The organism is Mesorhizobium sp. M2A.F.Ca.ET.043.05.1.1 (genome assembly GCF_003952445.1).
Lineage (GTDB): Bacteria > Pseudomonadota > Alphaproteobacteria > Rhizobiales > Rhizobiaceae > Mesorhizobium.
The window spans coordinates 6039633-6060965 of the sequence record NZ_CP034446.1 but is presented as its reverse complement, the minus strand read 5'-3'; the positions used below and the strand labels follow the sequence as shown (position 1 = coordinate 6060965).

The 21333-nt window shown below is 64.0% G+C and carries 27 protein-coding genes and 2 pseudogenes; 15 read left to right on the top strand and 14 right to left on the bottom strand.

Features of this window, described 5'->3' with window-relative positions:
• Positions 1–28: 28 nt before the first annotated feature.
• The 4 genes and pseudogenes from EJ069_RS29205 to EJ069_RS29190 all read left to right on the top strand — a co-directional run bounded on the left by EJ069_RS29205 (position 29) and on the right by EJ069_RS29190 (position 4051).
• The gene (locus EJ069_RS29205; RefSeq protein ID WP_126064085.1) at positions 29–1225 is read left to right on the top strand and encodes a phosphoglycerate kinase; all 1197 of its coding nucleotides are present in this window, start codon (positions 29–31) and stop codon (positions 1223–1225) included.
• Positions 1226–1342: 117 nt separating this feature from the next.
• The gene (locus EJ069_RS29200; protein WP_126064084.1) at positions 1343–2368 is read left to right on the top strand and encodes a class I fructose-bisphosphate aldolase; all 1026 of its coding nucleotides are present in this window, start codon (positions 1343–1345) and stop codon (positions 2366–2368) included.
• Between the two features lie 153 nt (positions 2369–2521).
• On the top strand, positions 2522–3262 hold the full coding sequence (locus EJ069_RS29195; protein ID WP_126064083.1) for a thioredoxin family protein: 741 nt from the start codon (positions 2522–2524) through the stop codon (positions 3260–3262).
• Positions 3263–3327: 65 nt separating this feature from the next.
• Positions 3328–4051 (top strand): annotated as a pseudogene (locus tag EJ069_RS29190) (SGNH/GDSL hydrolase family protein).
• A gap of 15 nt (positions 4052–4066) precedes the next feature.
• On the opposite strand, the gene EJ069_RS33845 reads toward EJ069_RS29190, so the two are convergent.
• On the bottom strand, positions 4067–4201 hold the full coding sequence (locus EJ069_RS33845; RefSeq protein WP_126064082.1) for a hypothetical protein: 135 nt from the start codon (positions 4199–4201) through the stop codon (positions 4067–4069).
• 203 nt (positions 4202–4404) lie between these two features.
• On the opposite strand from EJ069_RS33845, the gene EJ069_RS29180 reads away from it, so the two are divergent.
• From EJ069_RS29180 to EJ069_RS29175, 3 genes are all read left to right on the top strand, one after another.
• Complete coding sequence (locus EJ069_RS29180) at positions 4405–4569, top strand: hypothetical protein (protein WP_126064081.1); 165 nt, start codon at positions 4405–4407, stop codon at positions 4567–4569.
• Between the two features lie 206 nt (positions 4570–4775).
• Positions 4776–4916 (top strand): hypothetical protein, encoded by a 141-nt coding sequence (locus EJ069_RS32935; RefSeq protein ID WP_189476580.1) that lies wholly within the window; start codon positions 4776–4778, stop codon positions 4914–4916.
• An 18-nt stretch (positions 4917–4934) separates the two neighbouring features.
• Positions 4935–5654, top strand: a complete 720-nt coding sequence (locus EJ069_RS29175) for a YafY family protein (RefSeq protein ID WP_042641559.1) — start codon at positions 4935–4937, stop codon at positions 5652–5654.
• Between the two features lie 166 nt (positions 5655–5820).
• On the opposite strand, the gene EJ069_RS29170 is transcribed toward EJ069_RS29175, so the two are convergent.
• From EJ069_RS29170 to EJ069_RS29160, 3 genes are all read right to left on the bottom strand, one after another.
• Complete coding sequence (locus tag EJ069_RS29170) at positions 5821–6513, bottom strand: DUF1013 domain-containing protein (protein ID WP_095816752.1); 693 nt, start codon at positions 6511–6513, stop codon at positions 5821–5823.
• 253 nt (positions 6514–6766) lie between these two features.
• Positions 6767–6907 carry a DUF1127 domain-containing protein gene (locus EJ069_RS29165; protein ID WP_071074868.1) on the bottom strand — a complete coding sequence of 47 codons (141 nt, stop codon included), beginning with the start codon at positions 6905–6907 and terminating at the stop codon, positions 6767–6769.
• 355 nt (positions 6908–7262) lie between these two features.
• On the bottom strand, positions 7263–8270 hold the full coding sequence (locus tag EJ069_RS29160) for an NAD(P)H-quinone oxidoreductase (protein ID WP_126064080.1): 1008 nt from the start codon (positions 8268–8270) through the stop codon (positions 7263–7265).
• Positions 8271–8380: 110 nt separating this feature from the next.
• Here EJ069_RS29160 and EJ069_RS29155 point away from each other — a divergent pair, with 110 nt between their 5' ends.
• The 3 genes and pseudogenes from EJ069_RS29155 (at position 8381) to EJ069_RS29145 (ending at position 10212) form a co-directional block, all read left to right on the top strand.
• Positions 8381–8575: a DUF1192 domain-containing protein gene (locus EJ069_RS29155; protein ID WP_042641554.1), complete on the top strand. Its 195-nt coding sequence runs from the start codon at positions 8381–8383 to the stop codon at positions 8573–8575.
• 24 nt (positions 8576–8599) lie between these two features.
• Positions 8600–9904, top strand: a pseudogene (locus tag EJ069_RS29150) (MFS transporter); the annotation flags it as partial.
• Between the two features lie 32 nt (positions 9905–9936).
• A complete protein-coding gene (locus tag EJ069_RS29145; protein WP_040998815.1) occupies positions 9937–10212 on the top strand; it encodes a metalloregulator ArsR/SmtB family transcription factor in 276 nt (91 codons plus the stop codon).
• 80 nt (positions 10213–10292) lie between these two features.
• Here the strand turns inward: EJ069_RS29145 and EJ069_RS29140 are convergent, their stop codons facing one another.
• Positions 10293–11222 (bottom strand): AraC family transcriptional regulator, encoded by a 930-nt coding sequence (locus tag EJ069_RS29140; protein ID WP_189476019.1) that lies wholly within the window; start codon positions 11220–11222, stop codon positions 10293–10295.
• A gap of 112 nt (positions 11223–11334) precedes the next feature.
• Here EJ069_RS29140 and EJ069_RS29135 point away from each other — a divergent pair, with 112 nt between their 5' ends.
• From EJ069_RS29135 to EJ069_RS29125, 3 genes are all read left to right on the top strand, one after another.
• Positions 11335–12315, top strand: a complete 981-nt coding sequence (locus tag EJ069_RS29135; RefSeq protein ID WP_126064077.1) for an SDR family NAD(P)-dependent oxidoreductase — start codon at positions 11335–11337, stop codon at positions 12313–12315.
• A gap of 141 nt (positions 12316–12456) precedes the next feature.
• Positions 12457–13305: a helix-turn-helix domain-containing protein gene (locus tag EJ069_RS29130; protein ID WP_126064076.1), complete on the top strand. Its 849-nt coding sequence runs from the start codon at positions 12457–12459 to the stop codon at positions 13303–13305.
• 12 nt (positions 13306–13317) lie between these two features.
• Positions 13318–13614: a putative quinol monooxygenase gene (locus tag EJ069_RS29125; protein WP_126064075.1), complete on the top strand. Its 297-nt coding sequence runs from the start codon at positions 13318–13320 to the stop codon at positions 13612–13614.
• Positions 13615–13720: 106 nt separating this feature from the next.
• On the opposite strand, the gene EJ069_RS29120 is transcribed toward EJ069_RS29125, so the two are convergent.
• From EJ069_RS29120 to EJ069_RS29105, 4 genes are all read right to left on the bottom strand, one after another.
• Positions 13721–14185: an SRPBCC family protein gene (locus EJ069_RS29120; RefSeq protein WP_126064074.1), complete on the bottom strand. Its 465-nt coding sequence runs from the start codon at positions 14183–14185 to the stop codon at positions 13721–13723.
• A gap of 10 nt (positions 14186–14195) precedes the next feature.
• Complete coding sequence (locus EJ069_RS29115; protein ID WP_126064073.1) at positions 14196–14531, bottom strand: metalloregulator ArsR/SmtB family transcription factor; 336 nt, start codon at positions 14529–14531, stop codon at positions 14196–14198.
• 6 nt (positions 14532–14537) lie between these two features.
• Complete coding sequence (locus tag EJ069_RS29110; RefSeq protein ID WP_126064072.1) at positions 14538–15194, bottom strand: glutathione S-transferase family protein; 657 nt, start codon at positions 15192–15194, stop codon at positions 14538–14540.
• Between the two features lie 93 nt (positions 15195–15287).
• A complete protein-coding gene (locus EJ069_RS29105) occupies positions 15288–16115 on the bottom strand; it encodes an alpha/beta hydrolase (protein WP_126064071.1) in 828 nt (275 codons plus the stop codon).
• A gap of 88 nt (positions 16116–16203) precedes the next feature.
• On the opposite strand from EJ069_RS29105, the gene EJ069_RS29100 reads away from it, so the two are divergent.
• A complete protein-coding gene (locus EJ069_RS29100; RefSeq protein WP_126064070.1) occupies positions 16204–16737 on the top strand; it encodes a helix-turn-helix domain-containing protein in 534 nt (177 codons plus the stop codon).
• A gap of 164 nt (positions 16738–16901) precedes the next feature.
• Here EJ069_RS29100 and EJ069_RS29095 read toward each other — a convergent pair whose 3' ends face one another.
• Positions 16902–17522 carry a hypothetical protein gene (locus EJ069_RS29095; RefSeq protein WP_126064069.1) on the bottom strand — a complete coding sequence of 207 codons (621 nt, stop codon included), beginning with the start codon at positions 17520–17522 and terminating at the stop codon, positions 16902–16904.
• A gap of 144 nt (positions 17523–17666) precedes the next feature.
• Positions 17667–17792 carry a type B 50S ribosomal protein L36 gene (gene ykgO, locus EJ069_RS29090; protein ID WP_040974291.1) on the bottom strand — a complete coding sequence of 42 codons (126 nt, stop codon included), beginning with the start codon at positions 17790–17792 and terminating at the stop codon, positions 17667–17669.
• A gap of 241 nt (positions 17793–18033) precedes the next feature.
• Here ykgO and EJ069_RS29085 point away from each other — a divergent pair, with 241 nt between their 5' ends.
• Complete coding sequence (locus tag EJ069_RS29085; protein ID WP_126064068.1) at positions 18034–18459, top strand: lysozyme inhibitor LprI family protein; 426 nt, start codon at positions 18034–18036, stop codon at positions 18457–18459.
• A 4-nt stretch (positions 18460–18463) separates the two neighbouring features.
• On the opposite strand, the gene EJ069_RS29080 is transcribed toward EJ069_RS29085, so the two are convergent.
• The 3 genes from EJ069_RS29080 to EJ069_RS29070 form a co-directional block, all read right to left on the bottom strand.
• Positions 18464–19540 carry a 5-(carboxyamino)imidazole ribonucleotide synthase gene (locus tag EJ069_RS29080; protein WP_126064067.1) on the bottom strand — a complete coding sequence of 359 codons (1077 nt, stop codon included), beginning with the start codon at positions 19538–19540 and terminating at the stop codon, positions 18464–18466.
• Positions 19537–20034 carry a 5-(carboxyamino)imidazole ribonucleotide mutase gene (purE, locus tag EJ069_RS29075; RefSeq protein WP_126064066.1) on the bottom strand — a complete coding sequence of 166 codons (498 nt, stop codon included), beginning with the start codon at positions 20032–20034 and terminating at the stop codon, positions 19537–19539. The genes EJ069_RS29080 and purE overlap by 4 nt, the downstream gene beginning before the upstream one ends.
• Before the next feature lie 77 nt (positions 20035–20111).
• Positions 20112–21317 (bottom strand): aminotransferase class V-fold PLP-dependent enzyme, encoded by a 1206-nt coding sequence (locus EJ069_RS29070; protein ID WP_126064065.1) that lies wholly within the window; start codon positions 21315–21317, stop codon positions 20112–20114.
• Between the last annotated feature and the right edge of the window lie 16 nt (positions 21318–21333).

Here is a 21333-nt window from a genome sequence, read left to right as displayed (position 1 = left end):
GCCTTAACGCACCAGGAAGGAACGGATCATGGCCGGCTTCAAGACACTCGATGACATCGGCGCCGTCAGCGGCAAGCGCGTCCTGGTGCGCGTCGACCTCAACGTTCCCGTCGCCGACGGCAAGGTGACCGACGCCACCCGCATCGAGCGCATCGCGCCGACCATCGCCGAGCTCTCGAAGAAAGGCGCGAAGGTCATCCTGCTTGCGCATTTCGGCCGTCCGAAGGACGGTCCGTCGGCCGAATTCTCGCTGGAGCCGATCGCCAGGGCCACGGCCGAAGTTCTCGGCCGCCCCGTCGGCTTCGCCGCCGACTGTATCGGCGACAAAGCCGCCGATGGCGTTGCCGCCATGAAGGACGGCGACGTGCTGCTGCTCGAAAACACCCGCTTCTACAAGGCCGAGGAGAAGAATGACCCGGCCTTCACGGAAAAGCTCGCCGCCAATGGCGACATCTATGTCAACGACGCCTTCTCCGCCGCGCACCGCGCGCATGCGTCGACCGAAGGCCTGGCGCACCGGCTGCCGGCCTATGCCGGCCGCACCATGCAGGCCGAGCTCGACGCGCTCGAAAAGGGTCTCGGCAATCCGGTACGGCCGGTGGTCGCCATTGTCGGCGGCGCCAAGGTCTCGACCAAGATCGACCTTTTGATGAACCTGGTGAAGAAGGTCGACGCGCTGGTGATCGGCGGCGGCATGGCTAACACCTTCCTGGCCGCGCGTGGCACCGATGTCGGCAAGTCGCTCTGCGAGCATGATCTCGCCGGCACAGCCAAGCAGATCATGATCGAGGCGGCGGAAGCCGGCTGCGCCATCATCCTGCCCACCGACGGCGTGGTGGCCAAGGAATTCAAGGCGGGTGCCGCGAGCGAGACCGTTGCCATCGAGGCCGTGCCGGCCGACGGCATGATCCTCGATGTCGGCGCAAAGACGGTGCAGAGCGTTACCGACTGGATCGATCGCGCCGCGACCTTGGTGTGGAACGGCCCGCTCGGCGCCTTCGAGATCGAGCCCTTCGATCGCGCCACGGTGGCGGCGGCAAAGCACGCGGCCGCCCGCACCAAGGCAGGCAAGCTGGTGTCAGTCGCCGGCGGCGGCGACACGGTGGCCGCCCTCAACCATGCCGGCGTCGCCGACGACTTCACTTATGTCTCGACCGCCGGCGGTGCCTTCCTCGAATGGATGGAAGGCAAGCCGCTGCCCGGCGTCGAAGTGCTGAAGCGGTAAACAGTCCGAGACAAGCCGAAGCCCGCGCGGCTTTCAATCGATTCGCGCTTTCCGGGGTCATTCCTTTGGCGATAATGTTCTGCTAGCGCGGAACAAACGCAGCGTAGGAGAGCACCCATGAGCGAACGTCTCGAAGATATCGCCACCGCGATGGTGAGCGGCGGCAAGGGCCTTTTGGCCGCCGATGAGAGCTCCGGCACCATCAAGAAGCGCTTCGACGTCATCGGCGTCGAGTCGACCGCCGACAACCGGCGCGACTATCGCGAGATGATGTTCCGCGCCAAGGAGGCGATGTCCAAATACATCTCCGGCGTCATCCTCTACGATGAGACGATCCGCCAGAAGGCCGCCGACGGCACGCCGCTGGTCGATATCATCAGGGCGGCCGGCGCCATCCCGGGCATCAAGGTCGATCTCGGCGCCAAGCCCCTGGCGGGCTTTCCAGGCGATACCATCACCGAGGGCCTCGACGGCTTGCGCGAGCGGCTTGCCGACTACTACAAGCTCGGCGCCCGTTTCGCCAAATGGCGCGCGGTGATCGATATCGACACCGGCAAGGGCGTTCCCTCGGCCAACTCGATCGCCTCGAACACCCATGCGCTGGCCCGCTATGCCGCGCTCTGCCAGGAGGCGGGTATCGTGCCGATCGTCGAGCCGGAAGTGCTGATGGACGGCGCGCATTCGATCGACACCTGCTACGACGTCACCAAGGCGACGCTGGTCAAGCTCTATGACGAGCTCTATGCGGCGCGTGTCGTCCTGGAAGGCTCGATCCTGAAGCCCAACATGGTCATCTCCGGCAAGAAGTCGGGCAGGACCGACAGCCCCGAGGAAATCGCCGAAAAGACGATAAAACTGTTCCGCGAAGTGGTGCCGGCGGCGGTGCCGGGCATCGCCTTCCTGTCCGGCGGCCAGGAGGACGAGGAGGCGACCGCCAACCTCAACGCCATCAACGCCATCGGCCCGCATCCGTGGAAACTGACCTTCTCCTATGGGCGCGCGCTGCAGGCCGCGCCGCAGAAGGCATGGAGCGGCAAGGCCTCGAACGTCGCCGCCGGCCAGGCCGCCTTCACCCACCGGGCCCATATGAACCATCTGGCGGCGCTCGGGAAATGGCAGCCGGCCCTTGAGAAAGCCGCCTGAAGCCATCCCTTCCAATTCCAACAGAAGCCCGGGCCCACGACCCGGGCTTTGTTTTTTGCGGGCCGCATTCCTACCTGAGCAGCGAAACAACGGCGACTATGTCGGATTGAGCCGATGTCGAACGTCCTTGGCAGGAGAGGACAGGAGATGGTCATGCAACGCAATGCCGTGGTTTCACGCGAGGACTGGTTCGAAGCGCATCGAAAGCATCTTGAACGCGAGAAGGAACTGACAAGGTTCCGCGATCTTATTGCCGCCGAGCGGCGGCAGCTGCCCTGGTTCAAGCTGCGCAAGGATTATGTCTTCGAGAGCGAAGCGGGACCGAAGCGTCTTGGCGATCTGTTCGCCGGCAAGAGCCAGCTCATTGTCTATCATTTCATGATGACGCCGGGTTGCGATCACCGTTGCCAGGGCTGCTCGTTCCTCGCTGACCATATCGACGGCGCCAACCAGCATCTCAAGCACCACGACCTATCCCTGGTCGTCGTCTCGCGCGCGCCGCTGGCCGAGATCCTGCCTTACAAACGGCGCATGGGCTGGAAGTTCGACTGGGTGTCGTCCTATGCGTCGGACTTCAACTTCGACTTGCAGGTCTCCTTCACCGACAAGCAGATCGAGGCCGGCGACACCACCTACAATTTTGAGAAACGACCGCTACGGTCGAAAGACCTGCCCGGCACCAGCGTCTTCTACCGCGATGGCAATGGCGACATCTTCCTCACCTTCCTGTCGCGCGCCCGCGGCGGCGACGCGCTGATCGGCGCCTATCATTATCTCGACATGACGCCGAAAGGCCGCGGCGAGACCGGCCCCTATCACAACCTGATGGACTGGGTGCGCCTCCACGACGAATACCAGGACAAGGACGAGGACCGGCCGGACTGCTGCGCGTGACGCCGCTCGTTCACCTCGGCGCAAACATGCGCTAATGGCTTGCGGGTCACGCCAATGGAACCGCCATGCAGCGCCTGCTTGCCCTCCTCACCTGGCTCGCTTTCCCGGTCTATGTCTGGCAGGGCCTCGGCGTGCGCCGCCGGACTTCGCGCATGCTGCCCGCGCGAGGTCCGGTCCTGCACGAAATACCAGGCAAGGCGCCGCCGGTCGCGCTGCTGGTCCTGGGTGATTCCTCGGCCGCATCGGTCGGCGTCGAGCAATCCGAACACGGGCTTGCGGCGCAGTGCGGGTCTGATCGCCGAGCGGACAGGCCGAGCCGCGCGCTGGCGCGCCGCCGGCTTCAATTCGGCGACATCCGGCCAGATCCGCGACCATGTTCTGCCCAATCTGTCGGCCGACCCATGGACGCATATCGTGCTCGCCATCGGTACCAACGACACCAAGAACTTCCATTCCGTGCCGCGCTTCAAGAAGGAGTTCGGCGGCCTGCTCTACGCGTTGCGCGCCAAATGGCCGGAAGCGCGCGTGGTTTGGTCGCCGGTGCTGGAGTTCACCCGCGCGCCGGCAATGCCGCCTTTGCTGGGCCGGATCCTCGAGATCCGCGCCACGGAAATGAACCGCATGGGCGTGCGCCTCTGCAACGAACGCGGCGCCGTGCCCGCCTCGCGCCTGCCGATCACCAACCCCGAGGCCGGCTTCGCGTCCGACGGTTTCCACGCCTCCGAGGCAGGTTATCGCGCCTGGGCCGAGCATCTGCTGGATTTCGTGCTGGGCGACGAGGCGGCTTGAACGAGTCGGCCGCGTTTAAGCCCAATGACCCAAGACAGCGGCAAGCGAGATGGCCGCCATCGCAAGCAGCGCCAGCCCCGGCCAGCCCAGCGGCTTGATGACCTGGATCAGCATGATGCCGCAGATGACTAGGGCGAGCAGTTTCGTCATGCCGCCTTTGACCAGCAACGGTGGCGGCTGTCAAAGCTGTTCTTGCGGCATTTCGGGCCGAGCACTCCTGACAGGGATCGGCTTCATTCAGGCCCTGCGAGGCGCACCGTGCCGCCTTCTTCCGCACCCTGCCAACCTCCTGACAGACTGCTGTCAGGAGGGGTGTGAGATACTCTTCTCATCGAAAAGAGAGGAGTGAGGTCATGAACGGTTTAACCATCCTGCGCAGCGTGCAGCACTATGTCGGCCGGATCCGCACCGTGCGCAACGAGATCCGCACCCAGCGTTTCCTGAACACCTTGCCGGCGGACATCCGCAAGGACATTGGCTGGCCGGACCTTTACACGGGCCGCGTGCGCGAAAACTGAAATTTTGCCGCCGCGACTTGGATTGTGGCGACACCGCGCCCAGATGTATTGGCGGCCAGTGATGTTGAGTACAGGGAAGAAGCCCTTGTTTGCCGGTAGCTTGCCGCAGCCTCCTGACAGTATGTTGTCAGGAGGAATGGGGTATTTGAGGCGGCTTCGATCCTGACAACAACGAACATGATCCGACGATCCGGAGTAATCCGCGTATGGTGAAAAGCTGGAACGACAGGCTGAACACGCCAGGCATCAACGGCATCAAACCGTCGCCGCGCACGGTCGGCGATGTCGTCGAAGGCCAGTCGGTGCTGGTGCCGACCGCGCGCAAGCGCGAAGGGCTGAAGCCATAAACCCCGGGGGAGAAACCGATGCGCCGCGCCGACAGGCTTTTCCAGATCGTGCAGCATTTGCGGGGTGGCCGGCTGGTCACCGCGCAGAAGCTCGGCACCTGGCTCGAGGTTTCCGAGCGCACCATTTACCGCGACATAGCCGACCTGCAGTCGACCGGCGTGCCGATCGACGGCGAAGCGGGCGTCGGCTACATGATGAGGGAAGGTTTCGACCTTCCGCCGCTGATGTTCACGCGTGACGAGATCGTGGCGCTGGTTGCCGGCGCCCGCATGGTTCGCGCCTTTGGCGGCGCGGCGATGGCGAGGGCCGCCGACGAGGCGCTGGTCAAGATCGGCGCGGTGCTTCCCGACACCGAGAAGGACCGCATCGCCCGCACCGAGATCCACACGCCGATGTGGGTGGTGAGCGACGCCGCGCGCGAGGCGATCGACCTGATCGAGCGCGCCGTCGAGAAACGCCAGGTGCTGACCATCGACTATTCCGACGAGGCCGGGCGCGGCACCGCGCGCGACATCAGGCCGCTCGGCCTCTGGTTCTGGGGCAAGGTCTGGACCCTGGTCGCCTGGTGCGAGATGCGCGACGATTTCCGCGCCTTCCGCATCGACCGCATCGCCTCTGTCGTCATTGCCGGCCGCACCTTCAAGCCGGAGCGCGGCAAGCAGCTCGCCGATTTCTACCGCGCCGTCGAGCGCTCGGAGGATTACGGCATGGCGCCCGACCGCGCCGCGCGGACGTGACTTGCGCCTTTCTCCTTCTCCCCTTGTGGGAGAAGGTGGATCGGCGCGTAGCGCCGAGACGGATGAGGGGTGTTCCAGCGGAGTGAGACGCTGGCTTTCCCTGGAGCACCCCTCATCCGTCGCTTTCGGCGACACCTTCTCCCACAAGGGGAGAAGGTAAGAGCGCTCACTCCTCGCCTTCGTCCTTGTCCTTCGACTTCAACGCCGAGAGCTTGGCGAACACGGCGTTGGCGTCGAGCTCCTGGTCCTCGTCCTTCGGCTTCTCCGGCGCCGGCACCAGCCGTTCGGTGAGGGCGGCGGGCAGCAGCGTGTCGCCGACGGGCTGCGGCTGCTCGCGGCCGCGCGAGGCGCGGTTGACCTCGAGGTCAAGGTCGATCTGCGAGGTGAGGCCGAGCGTCACCGGATCCATTGGCTGCAGATTGGCCGAGTTCCAGTGCTTGCGCTCGCGGATCTGCTCGATGGTCGACTTGGTGGTGCCTACGAGACGGGCAATCTGCGCATCCTTGAGCTCGGGATGGTTGCGCACCAGCCACAGGATGGCGTTCGGCCGATCCTGGCGCTTCGACAGCGGCGTGTAGCGCGGGCCCTTGCGCTTCGATTCCGGCACCCGCACCTTCGGCTCCGACAGCTTCAGCCGGTAGTTGACGTCCTTCTCGCCGCGCGCGATCTCGTCGCGCGTCAACTGGCCGGTGATGATCGGGTCCATGCCCTTGATGCCCTGCGCCGACTCGCCGTCCGCGATCGCCTTGACCTCGAGCGGATGCAACCCGCAGAACTGCGCGATCTGCTCGAAGGAGAGCGCGGTGTTGTCGACCAGCCAGACGGCGGTCGCCTTGGGCATCAGCAGCGTATTGGCCATGTCAAAAATCCTTCTCGTTCGCCCGCGTTCCCGCGCGGGCGGTGGTTTTAGAGCCACCAAAATGGGAAATTCGCGGCCTGTATAAACGCTCCCTCGAATTTTCGCAATGTTTTTGGAAAAGGGCTGATTCACAGCCCTGAAAAGACAAACCCGCTGGACGAGGTCCAGCGGGCTTGGAACCGGAAACGAAGCAAGCGTCTCGACGGCTCTGGCTTGCCTGTCCAGCCCGGCCTTGCGGCCAGGCGGTTACTGATTACACCGCCTGACGGGCGATGCGCTCGATGTCGGCACGGTTGATGCCGAGGTCGCTGAGCTGGCGGGCATTGAGCTTGTTCAGCTCGCGCACGGTCTCGTTGTACATGCGCCACTTACGGAAAGCACGGATCGGGTTCATTTCAGTTTCTCCAGTCGTTTGATGAAATCGTTTGATGCCGCGTAAATAGGCATGCCTGCCCAAGAAATGAACGGACGCTTTTGCATGGCCGCAATGCGTTTTGTGCATTGCACCATTAACGATGCGTTCAGCTTGGAACAGGAGACAAGCGCGGACCCAGGACGGGTGGAGATTCAGGTCAGGCCGAGACGAAAATGGCAGGTTCCGAGAACCGGAGCGGAGCGTACTTCCGCATGTCCCGGAAAGTGGTCCTCCGGTTTTCCGATAAGGACATGCGGCAGCTGGAACTACGTGAGCACCGGAAGCGCAGGAAGCCGCCGTTCGCAGGCCGGCCTCACCTGAATATCGGCCTATCCTACCCGACGTCGAGGACGATCTTGCCGATATGCTCGCCTTCTTCCATCCGCTCATGCGCCCGCCAGGCTTCGGTCAGGGGCAAGATCATGTCCATGACCGGGGCCACCTTGCGCGTGCCGAGCAGCGGCCACACCTGCGCCTCCAGCGCGGCGGCGATCGCCGCCTTGAACTCGACGGTGCGCGGACGAAGCGTCGAGCCAGTATGGGTCAGGCGCTTGACCATCAGCGTCGCGAAATTGGTGCTTGCGACAGCGCCGGCCTGCACGGCGATCTGGACGATCCGCCCCTCGACGGCCGCGGCCTCGTAGTTGCGCGCGACATAGTCGCCCCCGACCATGTCGAGGATGACGTCGGCGCCCTTGTCGTCGGTCGCATCCTTGACCGCGGCGACGAAATCCTCCTCGCGATAATTGATCGCCCGGTCGGCGCCGAGCTTGAGGCAGGCGTCGCATTTGTCCTTGCTGCCGGCGGTGGTGAAAACAGTGGCGCCGAAGGCCGAAGCAAGTTGGATGGCGGTGGTGCCGATGCCGGAGGAGCCGCCATGGACAAGCAGCGTCTCGCCCTTCTTCAGCCCGCCGCGCTCGAACACATTGTGCCAGACGGTGAAGTAATTTTCCGGCACGGCGGCGGCTTCCGAATAGGTGAAGCCGGCCGGGATCGGCAGCACGCTGCCGGCATGGACCTTGACATATTCGGCATAGCCGCCGCCCGGCGTGAGCGCGCAGACCCGGTCGCCGATGCGCCAGCGCGATATCTCATCGCCGAGCGCCGCGATTTCACCGGCCACCTCGAGGCCGGGCAGGTCCGAGGCGCCGGGCGGCGGCGGATAGGCTCCCTTGCGCTGCTGCACGTCCGGTCGGTTGACGCCGGCCGCATGCACGCGGATCAGCACTTCGCCGGGGCCGGGGACAGGCACGTCGCGGGTTTCCGGCTTGAGCACCCGGGGGCCGCCGGGCTGCGAGATCGCGATGGCTGTCATCTTTGCCGGAATCTTCTGACTTGCCATGGCTCGCGGTCTCCTTATCTCGATCTGTTGTCGGCCGTTTGCATCAATACCCCTGCCCTATGTATGCTCAATGCCAAATCAGGCAAATGGCCAAAACGGGAGGAGCGACGATGGCGATCTTCGACGACGAACCCAGGAAAAAGCAGCGCCCGCACGAGATCGGCCAGGACCTGTCGCTGCTCTCCGTCGATGAATTGTCGGAGCGCATCGCCCTGCTGCGCGACGAGATCGCCAGGCTTGAGGCAGAGCGGGCCGCCAAGGGCGCCACCAAATCCGCCGCCGACGCGTTGTTCCGACGCGGATAATTTTGCCGGCGCGAGCGACCGCCGCCGAAAAGCCCCAATACGTCTGTCTTCAGACCCCTGCGCCCGAAACCGGACCAAGCGATGTTTGCAACCTACAGACCGATCCTTTCGCTGCTGCGCGGCACGGCGTTCCTGCTCGCCGCATCCGGCCTGCACGGGCTGCTCCTGCCGCTGCGCGGCCAGGTGGAGGGCTTTTCGACCGCATCGCTCGGCCTGATGGGCACGGCCTGGGCCGGCGGCTTCGTCACCGGCTGTTTCTTTGCGCCGCGCCTTGTGCGCCGCGCCGGCCATGTCAGGGCCTTCGGCGCCTTCGCCGCTTCCGGTGCGATCATCGCGCTGCTCACCGGCCTCATCATCGACGAGTATTTCTGGATCCTCCTGCGCGCCTTCACCGGCTTCACCATGGCCGGCGCCTTCATGGTGATCGAGAGCTGGCTGAACGAGAAAGCCACCAACGAAAACCGCGGCACCGTCTTCGGTCTCTACATGATGGTCACCTATGCCTCGATCATGGGCGGCCAGATGATCGTCGCCGGCGGCGATGTGCGCTCGGCTTCGCTGTTCATGATCACCGGCATCCTGTTTTGCCTGTCGCTCATTCCGACGGCGGTTTCTACCCAATCGACCCCGAAACCGCTGCAGGACGTCAAGCTCGACGTCAAAAGCCTCTACGCCAATTCCCCGGTGTCGGCGGTGGCCTGCCTTCTCATCGGCATCGCCAATGGCGCCTGGGGCACGCTCGGCGCCGTCTATGGCGCGCGCATCGGCATCTCCACCGCCGAGATCGCGCTGATGATGAGCCTTGTCGTCGTTTCCGGCGCCGCCATGCAGCTTCCGGCCGGGCGCCTCTCCGATACAACCGACCGCCGTTTCGTGCTGGCGGGTGCTGCCTTCGGCGCGGCCCTGGTCGCGGTGCTGATCTTCCTGTTCGCGCCGCGATCGGGCGTCTTCGTCATCGTGCTGACCGCTGCCTACGGCGCTTTCGCTTATACGCTCTATTCGATCGCCGTCGCGCATGCCAACGACCATGCCCGTGCCGAAGACTTCGTCAAAGTTTCAGGCGGCCTGTTGCTGCTCTATGGCTTCGGCACGATGATCGGGCCGCTGCTGGCGGCTGCCCTGATGGGTTCGGTGCGTCCGGAAGGGCTGTTTCTTGCAACCGCGCTCGCCCATCTCAGCCTCGCCGGCTACACGCTGCTGCGTATCCGCGCCCGCGCGCCGGTGCCGATCGAGAACCGCGATGCGTTCAAGACGCAGCCCGCGGACCGTGCCGTCACGCCCGAGGCAACCCGGCTCGATCCGCGCAGAAAGATTGAAACCAATAGTTGAGATTCCGAAAACTTTGCCCCACAAATAAAGGCATGATGTTTTCTGACGCCTTTGTGGCGATAGCCGACCCCAATCGGCGCTATCTCTTGGAAGAACTCCGGCGCGGCCCGAAGACGGTGAACGAATTGGCCGCCGGATTGCCCGTCTCGCGCCCGGCTGTTTCACAGCATCTGAAGGTTCTGCTCGATGCCGGCCTGGTCAATGCCAAGGCCGAAGGCACCAGGCGCGTCTATACTGTCAGCAGCGCCGGCTTCCTCAGGCTGAACATCTGGCTCGACCAGTTCTGGGAAACAGCGCCGGGGGAGTAGGCCCGCTCATCAATGCATGTCGCTCAGAAATGCGCAGCGTTTCTGAGACGACGGCATGCGTCAAAGTCGATTCCGTCACGCTAAGCTTTGTCCGAGCGTTCCGTAAAAACGTCGCGTCCGGTTTTTCGTTGCGCCGTGCCGGGAGAGATATTGTTCAATCGCCGGAAGGCCGTGCTGAAGGCACTTTCCGATTCATAGCCGACGGATTGGGCAATCTCGCCGACCCGCTTCTGCGTCGTTTTCAGTCCGTTGAATGCCTGCAGCATGCGCCACGATCGCAGATATCCAAGCGGCGGAATGCCGACCACATCGCGAAAACGTCGTGCGAAATGCGACCGCGACATTCCCGCCGCATGAGAAAGCGCCGACAAGGTCCACTTTCGTTCCGGCGCGGCATGGATGGCCGAAAGCGCGCGCGAAATCCGGGCGTCGGCCAATCCCCTCAGCCAGCCGGGTGCCGGGCGATTCGACGACAGGAGATGAGAACGCACGATCTCGACCAGCATGATCTGGGCCAGCCGTTCGCGGATAAGCCGACCGCCGGGGCGATCGCAACGGGCCTCATCGACAAACTGTTCCAGGGCCCGGCGGAAAACCGGGGCTGAGGGTTCATCGCCGCGAACGTGGACAACCACCGGAAAGCCCTCGAACAGGTGCTCGGCTTGCTCGCTACGGAAGGCGAAGCGGCCGCCCACAAGGGAAAATGCGCCGCCTGCGTTGACCCTTGCCGGGTACTGATCCGCCGAGAACACTTCCTGCGCGGAAAGGGGAGGCAGGGAAAGATCGGTGCCGAGCGTGAAACCTCGGCATCTGGTCAACAGGAAGCAATCTCCCTCGGCAACGAAAATCGGCGCCGGTTCGCCCTCGACCCGCAGCCAGCATGTTCCCTTGGTGACGACGTTGAACTTGATGCCGTTTGGCGCCTCGAATGCGATGCACCACTCGCCGGCGGCATCCAGTCCTGCGCTTACGGACGCCTCCGGCGTAACCTGGCCAATGATGTCCGACAAGACGTCCATGACGCGCGATGAGACTTTCGCCAAAGCATTTGGCACGCCCACGAATGGTGCGCCGGCATCGCACTGAATATTAAAACCGCTCCGGAAATAAAAGAGGGTTCACATGGAACAGCCATCGGTAGCGTCAGGCTTCGGCGCAAGCAGTACAGCCGGAGAGGTTCTGCGCGGCATCGACCTGCGGGGAAAGCTGGCGGTCGTCACGGGCGGTTATTCGGGCCTCGGACATGAGATGACGCATGCGCTCGCCGGAGCGGGTGCCCGCGTGATTGTGCCCGCGCGGCGGCCAATGGAGGCGCGCGCAACGCTCGCAAACATGGCCGGGGTATCCGTCGTGGAGATGGATCTTGCCGATCTCGACAGCGTAAGGACCTTCGCGCGCGACCTGGTGGAAGAAGGCAACGCCGTCGATATCGTCATCGCCAATGCCGGTGTTATGGCCTGCCCGGAAACGCGCCTTGCCAACGGCTGGGAGCTGCAGTTCGCCGTCAACCATCTTGGCCATTTCCTGCTCGTGGCGCGACTTTGGCCTTTGCTCGTCAAAGCTTCCAGCGCCCGCGTGGTTGTCATGAGTTCGGGGGCGCATGCCATTACCAACATCCGTTGGGACGATCCCCACTTCGACAAGGGCTACGATCGCTGGCAGGCCTACGGCCAGTCCAAGACCGCGAACATCCTGTTTGCTGTGGGGCTGGACGCTATAGGCAAGGAACACGGCATCCGTGCGTTCGCGGTTCATCCCGGCAACATCCTCACACCCCTGCAGCGTCACCTGACGAGGGCCGAGATGGTCGAGGCGGGCTGGGTCGACGAGAACGGCAGGTTGGTGGACCCGTCGTTCAAGACATCTGAACAAGGTGCCGCAACGGCTGTATGGGCTGCGACGTCGCCGCACTTGAGCGGTCTGGGCGGACTCTATTGCGAGGATTGCGGGATCGCGCCTGTCGCCACGTCACTAGCCGAACCCGGCGTGCAGTCCTACGCGCTCGACCCGGGCAGCGCTTTTAGACTATGGCGCCTTTCGGCGAAGCTGACGGGGGACGACCCGGCTGACATTGGTGTCGAACAGGCGCGGCCCTCTCGATGAAACCGGTGGCGACCCAGCAACCGCGAACAGAATCGCCGGCCCAGGCGATCTCAATGACGTAAGAGCAGGCGGCCATGCTCGGTGGCGATGCCTATGCGACTGCCGCATCGACGAAAACCATCCGCCATAGATGTCTGAAAGATGCGCGTCTTTCAATTCCTGCCGATCGACGGTCTGGCTCCCTATGTCGACCGGATTTGGGGATGGGAAAGTGTCAGCGCCGAGCGGGTCGAATTGCCTGTGCTGCTTCCCGGAACCGGGGCGGAACTGTATTTCCACTACCGTACGCCGTTCAGGCGATCGGTGGGTGGTGGCGCGCCGGAAACCTGTTCCGTCGCCCACTTGTTCTACATTCGCCATCGGCCGTTGGCACTGTTGCCATCAGACGACGTTGGTTTCGTCGCGGTGCGCTTCCGGGCCGGCATGGTACATCGATTTGTCGACATGCCAGGCAGGGAGATGATGGACCGTGCCCTTTCCGCGCAGGACCTGTGGGATGCGGCGGGCCAGGAGTTGGCCTGGCGTGTAGCCGGCGCGGAGGGGCTGTCCGCCCGGCTCCGGCTGATCCAGCGCTTCCTTGCGGAACGCCTGTCCCGCGCGACGCCGGACATCGTCTTCGAACACGCAATGGGCATGCTGTATGGCGATCCTGCCAACCTTGCGATCGACCGATTGACGGACCGCCTCGGGCTCGGGCGCCGTCAGTTGGAACGCCGTTTCGCAAGCATTGCCGGGCAGACACCAGTCGAGATTCGTAGTCTGGGACGCTTCCAGAAGACGGTGCGCGCCCTAATGCTGGATGAAAGCGCAAGCACCACGGACGCGGCGCTCGCATACGGTTACTACGATCAGGCTCACTTTATCCGCCACTTCCGCGAGCTGGTTGCGGAGTCTCCGCAGCGCTACCTCAGAGAGGCTCGGGCCAGGACGCATTTTTACAATACTTCCCGATGGGCGGGAGCGATGGTGATGGCTCCCTCACATCTCTAGGAGATTGTCATCATGCATCTTTTGCTGGCGGAATTGAGTGCCCGCCCGGCCTGCGCCGGCGAAGTCGAGGAGATTCTGCGCAAACTGGTGGATATCGCAGGCGGCGAAGAAGGCAATGTGCGCTACGCCGTGCATCGACGGAAGGACGACAGCAATGCCTTTGTGGTTTACGAGCTCTATCGAGACGCGGCGGCGTGTGACGCGCACCTCGCATCTCCGCCGGTGAGGCAGGCGTTGGAGCGCTTCGAGACGCTGCTGAGTGCGCCGCCGCGGCTCGTTTTTTGTGATTTGGTCGCCGCGGCCAGGTAAGACTGCTTAGCTGGACCGGCTTCACCATGCAGCGACGATACGCCAAGCATTTGACCGGTGGAGGGCGGCTCGCCGTTTCCGTGAAATGGTGAAACGCTCTACTGCCTCACGTCGCCGGTTCCAGTGCCGCCTCAAGCGCGTCCAGCAATTCGCCGGTGCCGTGCTCGCGCGTGGCTGGCGAGTCAATGCGGTCGAAGAATGCCCCCTGCTCCGTCAGGATAAGCCGCGTTCCCCTGCCTTCCGCGATAAGCTCGATCGTCGCAAGCGATACCGAGACCCGCGTTTCGCCGAACAAGAGCTCATAGCTGTAGACGATGCGCCGGTTCGGCACGATGTCCTGATAGACCGCGTTGTAGAAATGCATCTGCCCGTCGCTGGGACAGCCTGCATTCACCTCCTTGCCGCCGACACGGAAGTCCATCTCGTGCCGGCTCGGCATCGGATTGTCGGGATCGAAGAACCAGCGCTTTTTCGCCTCGGCGTCGCTCAGGGCGAAATAGACCTTCTCGGGCGTCACCGGATAGACGCGCTCGATGACGAAGGTGGAATGGACGACAGATCGTTCGGTCATGATGGGACCTTCAGCTCTCATCTTTCGTTTCAGCGAGGAAATCGCCGAGCCGGTCGAGTCGGCGCTCCCAGGCAAGCCGCCGCTCGTTGATCCAGTGCTCGGCGGCCCGAAGCGCCTTCGGCTCGATCTGGCAGGTCCGCACCCGGCCAAGCTTTTCGGTCCGCACCAGGCCGCTCGCCTCGAGCACGTTGAGATGCTGGACAACGGCCGACAATGACATCGCCAGCGGTTCCGCCAGTTGGCTGACCGACGCCGGCCCGCGCGACAGACGATCCACCATCTGGCGCCGTGCCGGATCGGCGAGCGCTTGGAACATCAAATCGAGCTGAGCCGGGTCGTGCAGCATTTTCGGTCAGCCGTTGTTGTACGGAAAGAACTTGAAGTAGGGTCCCGCTTCCTCGATCACGCGGGCGAAGGACGGACGCGCGAGCAAGCGGTCGTGATAACGCTTCACCGCCGGGAATTTCTTGCCGAACGGCTCGACCTTGTTGGCGTAGAACAGCGCCGGCGAGGCGGCGCAGTCTGCCATGGTGAAGCTTTCGCCCACTGACCAGGTCCTGCCCGCCATCTCCTCTTCGATAATGGCGTAGGAATTGCGCAATTGCGCGCGAGCTTCCTCGACGCCGAACGGATCGGTCTTGTCCTTTGGCCGCAAGCGGTCGCCGACGACCTTCTGCATCGGATGCTGCACGTAGAAATCGTAGAAGCGGTCTGCCTGGCGGACCTGCAAAGCGAGATCGACATCGGCCGGAACGAGCTCGATCGGCCCCGGATAATGCGCGGCGAGATATTCGACGACGATGGTGGATTCCAGCACCGTGCGGTCCCGTGTATCGTCGCGCAGCGCCGGCATCTTGCCGGTCGGCGACACCTTCAGGAAAGCCGCGCGGGAAGCCTCGTCGCCCAGGTCGACGATCACCGGCTGGAAGGGCGTGCCGTTTTCATAGAGCGCGATCAGCGGTTTCCAGCAGAACGAGGCCAGCGGATGGAAATGCAGCGTCAGGGACATTCTCGCTCTCTTCGCGTTCGGTCGCTGAATAATACTGAAGTGTTCACTTAACTATTGTCGCAAGCCCGTCGAGTCAAGCCGGAGCCGCCACGCCTAGTGATGTGCGGCGATAGCGTCGATGATCTGCGGCCAGTCGTTGCGGTGCAGCTCGTGACCGCCGCCTTCGACCTTGACCAGCCTTGCGCCTGGAACGGCCTTAGCGAGCGCCTCGCCATGGTCGACCGGAAAGAGCGGATCGGCGGTGCCGTGGATGACGAGCAGCGGTGCCGTCAGGTCTCGCACCGTCCGTTTCGGGCCGCCGCCCTTGAGCAGGAAATGGTTGGTCGCGCTGGCGAGGCCGCCGGAGCGGTCATAGTCCGCCTCGATCATCGCGCGCGTGCGTTCCTCGTCGAACGGATGGCGCGCGCTGGCGATCGCGCGGGCATCCTTGACCATGAAGTCGAGCACCTGCTCCCGGTTCGACCAGTCGACATTGGCGCCTTGCGCCGAATGCTCCTTGTAGGCTTCGGTCGCCCCCGGCAGGCCGGACGTGTCGACGCCGAGCGGCGAAGATGAGATCACGGTGAGCGCGCTGACGCTTTCAGGATATTTCAGCGCCACGTTCTGCGCGAGCATACCGCCCATCGACATGCCGGCGACATGCGCCTTGCCGACGCCGTAGTCGTCGAGCACGCGGATGGCATCGTCCACCATGTCCTCGAAATTGTAGGGCGGCGCGCCTGGCAGATATTTGGTCGACAGTCCAGTGTCGCGGTTGTCGTAGCGGATGACGAAGCGGCCGCGCCTGGCGAGTTGCCGGCAGAAGGCTTCCGGCCACCACAGCATCGAGGCCATGGCGCCCATGATCAGAAGGATCGGCGGATCTTTCGGACTGCCGAAGCTTTCCGAAACGATGTCGGGGCGCTGCGCCGCGTGGGTCATCTGCTCCTCCACTCCGATTGCATTTTGCAATCAGTTGCACGATAGTGAAACCGATATCATAATGCAACTGGTTTTTCTGGAGACTGCCATGAACATCGACCGCCGGTCCGGTTGCCCGATCAATCTGTCGCTCGAGGTCTTCGGCGACCGTTGGAGCCTGATCATCCTGCGCGACATGATCTTTGGCGGCCGGCGCCATTTTCGCGAGCTGCTCAATGGCTCACTGGAGGGCATCGCCTCCAACATCCTGGCCGACCGGCTGAAGCGGCTGATGGCGCTCGGCCTGCTGACCAAGGCCGACGACCCCAGCCACAAGCAGAAGGCGATCTACAGCCTGACCGAGATGGCGATCACGCTGGTGCCGATCATGGCGCAGCTCGGCGCCTGGGGACGCGTCTGGCTGCCGGTCAGCGAAGAATTGTCGATCCGCGCCGAGCTGCTCGAAAAGGGCGGTCCGCCGCTATGGGAGCAATTCATGGACGAGTTGCGCCACGAGCATCTCGGCGCGCCCTCGAGGACGCCGCCCGGCGCGCCCACCGTGCGCCAGCAGCTGCGGGCCGCTTATGAGGCCGTCGTCGAGCGCAAGGCCGAGGAACTTCGCCACATCAAGACAGAGGCTTGAGGCCCGTTGCGCGGATCCCATTAGAACAATTCCAGGAAAAGTGTTCGCGGTTTTTCGTCCGGAATTGCGTCAAAACAAAGAGATAGAGCGGTTCGCCATTTCCGTGAAACGGTGAACCGCTCTAGCGCGACGCGCTTTAAGATGAAGAAACGCACGTAAGCGCGTCAGATGCCCTCGCCGGCGAGCTCTTCCGAAAGCGTCGAAACCTGGTTCTGGGCGCTGCGCATCATCGGATAGATCGCCAGCACCTTTTGCCAGGCCTCCAGCGCCGACTGCTTGTGGCCGGTCTCGGTCATGATCTGGGCGAGGCCCGAGAGCGCACCGAAATGGCGCGGCTCGAGCTGCAGGGTGCGGTCGATGTCGGCCATCGACTTCCCGTAATTCTTCATCAGGAAATGCACGGTGGCGCGGCGGTTCCAGCCTTCGGCATAGTCGGGCTGCAAGGTCACCACCTGGTCGAGGAAATCGAGCGCGACGTCGAATTTCTGGTCTTCCGTGGCCTTTTGCGCCCATTGCATCATCAGGTCGATCGAGGCGCTGCCCGACTGGTTCCACTCGCTCCAGATGCGGCCCGCGATGCGCTCGGCCGCCTTCTCGTTGCGCTCGCGCTTCAACTCGGTGAAGAGCTGGTCGAGGCGGCCCTGCCTGGTTGGAGCGGCCGGCGGCGGTGTCGCGGTGGGCGGCGCGGCATCCGGAGGCAGCGCGCCCGGCACCGTTTCTGCTCCTGCAGGCAAAGCTGCGCCGGAAAGCAAAAAGGCGGCGAAAAATGCAAAACGAATCCGCATCGCCGGAATCTAATCCCGGACGGCGGATCGTCAAAGTGATTTTAGCGTGAAAGGGCCGGCAAACCGGCACCCGACATCAGCGCGGCGTGGTCTGTTCGCATGCCACTTCCTTTCGGGTGGCATGCATCAGGCCGCGCGCAAGCCTCAGCCCTGGCGCGCCTTGTAGCGCGGAGCGGTCTTGTTGATGATGTAGATGCGTCCCTTGCGGCGAACCAGCCGGTTGTCGCGGTGACGCGCCTTGAGCGCCTTGAGCGAATTCTTGATCTTCATGGTCTTGCCTGTTCGGTCAGGGCCCGTCCCGGGCCGAATTTTAAAGGCGCGCCCGAAAAAAAGCGCGCCTTTGAACTTGGCGTGGCTCATAAACGAGGAGTGTCGTCCATGTCAACCACGTGACGATGCTCGAATGCCACAAGTGGGCCAGCATATCAAATATTCGCCATCCGGCAGCATGGCATTGCGCGACTCGAGGTCGACTGGAATGGTGTCCGCACCCAAGCGACTGGAGATTCCCATGCGCCGTCTGTTTCTGCCCGCCTGTCTTGTTCTCCTGGCGACCGCCCCGGCAGCCTTTGCCGAGGACTGCGACCGCAGCGACGACAGCCAGTCGATGCTGAACATCTGCGCCGATGCCGATTACCAGGCGGCCGATGCCAGGCTCAACGCCGCCTATAAGAACATCGTCAGCAGCAACGATCAGGCCTCGAACAAGCTGCTGCAGACGGCGCAGCGCGCCTGGATCGCCTTTCGTGACGCCGAATGCGCCTATTCGACCGCCGACAGCGAGGGCGGCTCCATCCATCCGATGGAGGTGTCGCAGTGCCTGACCAAGCTCACCAACGAGCGCATCAAGCAGCTCGCTTCCGACGCCAACTGCAAGCTGAGCGATCCGAGTTGCGCCGGCTCCGACGCCGGCGGCGACGATCAGGAGATGCAATAGGTCGTTATTTGGGCCCGATGAGTCGCGTGAAATGGCCCATCTTGCGGCCGGGGCGTGACTCGGCCTTGCCGTAAAGATGCAGCATCAGGTTGGGTTCGGCGAGCAGCGCCGGCACTTTCAGCATGTCGTCGCCGATCAGGTTTTCCATCACGCAATCAGCATGCCGCTCGGGCGAGCCCAGCGGCAGGCCGGCGACGGCGCGTATATGCTGCTCGAACTGCGAGATGACGCAGGCGGCCTCCGTCCAGTGGCCGGAATTGTGCACGCGCGGCGCCAGCTCGTTGGCCAGCAGCGAGCCGTCGGCAAGCACGAAGAACTCGACGCCGATGACGCCGACATAGTCGAGCGCGGAAAGGATTTTTGCGGCCGCATCCTTGGCGGCCGTTGCCGTTTGCGGACCGATGGCGGCCGGCAAGGTCGAGCTGCGCAATATGCCTTCGCGATGGACGTTTTCGGCCGGATCGTAAGCGGCGATCGTTCCGTCGAGGCCGCGCGCGGCGATCACCGAAATCTCGCGCTCGAAAGCGACGAGCGATTCCAGGATCAGCGGCACATTGCCCATCGCCTCGCAGGTGCCGGCAAAGCCGCCCGTTTCCATGTTGCGGAAGACACGCTGACCCTTGCCGTCATAACCCATGCGGCGGGTTTTCAGCACCCCGCTGCCGTTGAATGTCCTCAGGGCTTCGGTCAACTGGTCGTCATTATCGACCGGGCAGAACTCCGCCGTCGGGATGCCGATGCTGTTGAGGAAGCTTTTCTCGGTGACGCGATCCTGTGCGACTTCGAGCGCGCGGGCCGGCGGGTAGACGGGGACCGTTGCCGCCAGCGTTCGCGCCGCGGCGACCGGAACATTCTCGAATTCATAGGTGACGACGGCGCTGGCGGCGGCGAGCTCGGCGAGCGCTTTCGGATCGTCGTAGGCGGCGACGATCTGCCGGTTGGCGACCTGGGCCGCCGGACAGTCGGCCTGCGGCTCCAGGACGACGATGCGGTAGCCGAGGCGGGCGGCAGCCATCGCCAGCATGCGGCCGAGCTGGCCGCCGCCGATGATGCCGATGGTCGATCCGGGCGCCAGGCTCACGGCGCGTCCGTCGGTTCGGCGGCGACCTTGGCGGTCTGCGCCGCGCGCCAGGCATCGAGCCGGGCGGCAAGCTTGTCGTCGTTGAGCGCCAGCACCGCCGCGGCAAGCAGCGCGGCATTGGCCGCCCCCGCCTTGCCGATGGCCAGCGTGCCAACCGGGATGCCGGCCGGCATCTGCACGATGGAGAGCAGCGAATCCTGGCCGGACAGCGCCTTGGATTCGACCGGGACGCCGAAGACGGGCAGCGGCGTCATCGCCGCCGTCATGCCCGGCAGGTGCGCGGCGCCGCCGGCGCCGGCGATGATCACCTTGTAACCGGCGGCCTTGGCCCCCTTGGCGAACTCATAGAGGCGGTCGGGCGTGCGGTGCGCGGAGACGATCAGCCTTTTGTGCGGAATGCCCAGCGCATCCAGGGTTTCGGCCGCCTGGCGCATCGTCGCCCAGTCGGACTGGCTGCCCATGATGATGGCGACGTCGGCACGCTGATCGGTCAAGGTTTCGCTCCCGGCGGCAAAGGCGCGCCTTAGCGGAATTCGCCGATAGCCGCAAGGATTGTCACGCCGGCGGCAAGCTAGTCTGGCCAGCGCAACGATCCGGTCGAATCCTTGCGCGCCACTTTCATCGCGTCAGCCGGCCGGTCCTTCGCCGTCAGCACGGCGCGCAGTTGCTCGGCCACGATCTCCGCCTCGCCAGGATGCAGATTGCAAGGGTCGAGGAAGAAATGGCCTCGCTCGACCTCGTGGTTGCGCACGATGATCGGCGGCGAGCCAGCGGCGAGCGCGGAGGCAAGTCCGGCAGCGGTGAAGCGGCTCTCTGGGCGCACGAAGACCTGCAGGCGATCGAGAGGGTTGTTGGTCGGGTCGGGAATGATCTGCGCATTGATACCCGAAATGCCCTGCAGCGCGTCCTTCCACAGATTGAGCGCCGCCTCCTCACGCCGGCGGATGCCGGCATGGTCGCGCTTTTCCCAGGCCTCGAGCGCCGCCATGGTGCCGGCGATGCTTTCCTTGCCGACCTTCATGGCGCGCGCCACGCCGCGGTTCTGCAGATAGGCGGCGCGGACCAGGTCCTTGCGGCCGGTGACGATGCCGCTGGTTGGCCCTGAAAGGAATTTGTGGCCGCTGTAGACGACGATATCGGCGCCGCGCGCCAGGAAGCTGCGAAGGTCGTATTCCGAGGCGGCGTCGACGATCACCGGGACCCCCTTGGCGTGGCAGATCTCGCAAAACTCCTCCAGCGAAAGCATGCCGTATTGCACGGTGTGGTGGGCGACGACGTAGAGAGCCGCCGCCGTGCGCTCGTTGATTGCCTCGCGCACATGGTAGTCCTGGGTGACGCTGACGGTGCCCCCCGGAATGACCTTGGCGCCGGCGACCCGGATCGACTGGTCGATCGGCGCGCCGTAATTGACGATATGGCCGAGCTGGATGACGACTTCAGACTTCAGCCCTTCGGTGTCGTCCGGCAGCCGCTCGATCGCCAGAAGATTGGTGCCGGTCATCGCGCCGGCGACCGCCATGGTGATGCCTGAGGCGCAGCAGGCGGTGATGAAGCCGGTCTCGCCGCCGGTGAGTCGGGCGACGATGGCGCTCGCTGAGCGCTGCAGATCGTCCATCTCCACCCATTGTGAGGCCATCTCGGCCATGGCGCTGATCGCCTCCGGTACGATGATCGAAGCACCCAATGCCGTCATGGTGCCGGAGACGTTGATGATGGGTCTCAGCCCCAGGCGCTCGCGGATTGTGGTGTTGGAACCGGCGTCGGAATAGGTTTTCATGAGGGCGAACTCCTAA